Source organism: Clostridium chrysemydis (assembly GCF_015234215.1).
GTDB classification, from domain to species: Bacteria; Bacillota; Clostridia; order Clostridiales; family Clostridiaceae; genus Clostridium; species Clostridium chrysemydis.
Genome location: NZ_JADEKP010000019.1, coordinates 1 through 2,076 on the forward strand (window position 1 = coordinate 1; position 2,076 = coordinate 2,076).

Consider the following 2,076-nt stretch of genomic DNA (forward strand, 5'->3'; position numbering starts at 1 on the left):
GTGTTAGGCACGCCGCCAGCGTTCGTCCTGAGCCAGGATCAAACTCTCAATAAAAAGTTTAATCTGTACTCTTAAAACTTAAATTCGTAAAAAGAATTGCTGGTTTTGTATTATATAAATCTGTTCAATTTTCAAAGACCATTTAATCTCCGTCGCACTCAAGCGACTTGCTTATCTTAACATTTAAGTTTTTCTCTGTCAACATCTTTTTTAAAATGTTTTTTCAGAAGAAAATCTTAGTTACCAAAGCTCCGGTAAATTCATCCGTTTGCCTCAGCGACGTGTTTAATAATATCATATACTTTTGATCATATTATATATATTATCCCTATAACGACAAATTATTCTTTTAATTCTCTAAATTTCTATAATTTTCTCCATATTATATAGTGTGATACACTAGGCTATGTTTAATTGTGAAATTTGTAATAATCATTCATTTTATCAAATATTATATAAATGTAATATATTATTTTTATTGTGTTAGATATATTTTGACTATATAATTTTATTTACATATTACTTTATAAGGGGGTGTAACTATGAATAAAATTCTATATGAATGTCCTAAATGTAAGTGCAATGAGTTTGTATCTGATCAATTTCAAGCTACCGGAGGAAACTTTGCAAAAATATTCGATGTTCAAAATAAAAAATTTATAACTATAAGTTGTAAAAAATGCGGATTTACTGAACTTTATAGATCTTCAACTTCTGATGGATGGAACATACTAGATTTATTAACATAAAAAAACAAGCTTGTACCTTCGTACAAGCTTGTTTTTATTTAAATCTTATTTCACCATCTTTAAAATCATCTAATATAGCTAATGATTCAACTCTTACTCCCATATCTTCTAGTATCTTTCTACCGTCTTGGAAGCCTTTTTCTATTACTATACCTACTCCAACTAATTCTGCTTCTGATTTATCTACAAGTTCTAATAGCCCTTTAGCTGCGCATCCCATAGCTAGGAAATCATCTATTATAAGAATTCTTTCCCCTTTGTTTAAAAATCTCTTTCCAACTCTTACTACGTATTCTTTCTTTTTAGTGTATGAAAAAACTTTAGCTTCATAAAGATCTTTATCTAAATTTAAACTTTCTGTCTTTTTTGCAAAAACAACTGGTGCAAAATCAAAATATTGTGATACTATAGCCGCAATTCCTATTCCTGAAGCTTCTATAGTTAATATCTTATCTATTTTTTCATCTTTAAATATTCTTTTAAATTCCTTACCAATTTCGTTTAAAAATTTTATATCCATTTGATGATTTAAAAAACTATCAACTTTTAGTATGTTTCCATCTCTAAGTCTACCTTCTTTTAATATTTTTTCTTCTAAGCTTTTCATTAAAATCTCTCCTTAAAATATGTACTAAAACACCAATAGCCTTACTATTCTTCTGTAAAATAAAAAAAAAGGATAGCTAAATAAGCCTATCCTTATGTATAATCAACGATAATACATTCGTAGTTAGGATTTTTGGCACCTTGTAGAAACGCTCAAACCATCGTAATTGAGCATATACGAATAAAAGTTATTCAATTCTTTCTAATACTATATCACTTTAATTAATATAATACAAGATTTTATTTATGTATAAAAAAAAAGCTATGTTATCATAGCTTTAATTTTGGTGGAGGTAAGGAGATTCGAACTCCTGACCCCCTGCGTGCAAGGCAGGTGCTCTCCCAACTGAGCTATACCCCCAAGTTTTAACCTGGCAACGTCCTACTCTCCCACACAGTCTCCCGTGCAGTACCATTGGCGCTGTAGAGCTTAACTTTCCTGTTCGGAATGGGAAGGAGTGTTTCCTCTACGCCATCATCACCAGATAAGTAATTCTCCAAATCTTAGATTTGGTAAGAAGAACTTATGCAAATTATTTAAAATTTGTATTCATTGTTCTCTTAAAATTGCACATGAATTTTAGTTAACAAATAATTGGTCAAGCCCTCGACCTATTAGTATCAGTCAGCTGAATGTGTTGCCACACTTACACTCCTGACCTATCAACCTTGTGTTCTTCAAGGGGTCTTACTAGCTTACGCTATGGGAAATCTAATCTTG

The 2,076-nt window shown here is 30.6% G+C and carries 2 protein-coding genes, 1 tRNA gene, 2 rRNA genes and 1 riboswitch; of the genes, 1 reads left to right on the plus strand and 4 read right to left on the minus strand.

Going from position 1 to position 2,076, the window contains the following annotated elements; translation table 11 throughout:
- Positions 1-542 precede the first annotated feature (542 nt).
- A complete protein-coding gene (locus INR60_RS17100; protein ID WP_194192693.1) occupies positions 543-749 on the plus strand; it encodes a zinc ribbon domain-containing protein in 207 nt (68 codons plus the stop codon).
- A gap of 34 nt (positions 750-783) precedes the next feature.
- Here the strand turns inward: INR60_RS17100 and INR60_RS17105 are convergent, their stop codons facing one another.
- The 4 genes from INR60_RS17105 to INR60_RS17120 form a co-directional block, all read right to left on the minus strand.
- The gene (locus INR60_RS17105; RefSeq protein ID WP_194192694.1) at positions 784-1,356 is read right to left on the minus strand and encodes a xanthine phosphoribosyltransferase; all 573 of its coding nucleotides are present in this window, start codon (positions 1,354-1,356) and stop codon (positions 784-786) included.
- A gap of 100 nt (positions 1,357-1,456) precedes the next feature.
- Positions 1,457-1,556: riboswitch (purine riboswitch) on the minus strand.
- 84 nt (positions 1,557-1,640) lie between these two features.
- Positions 1,641-1,716: transfer RNA gene (locus tag INR60_RS17110), tRNA-Ala, on the minus strand.
- 8 nt (positions 1,717-1,724) lie between these two features.
- A 5S ribosomal RNA gene (gene rrf / locus INR60_RS17115) occupies positions 1,725-1,841 on the minus strand.
- Between the two features lie 109 nt (positions 1,842-1,950).
- Positions 1,951-2,076 (minus strand): 23S ribosomal RNA (locus INR60_RS17120); the annotation flags it as partial.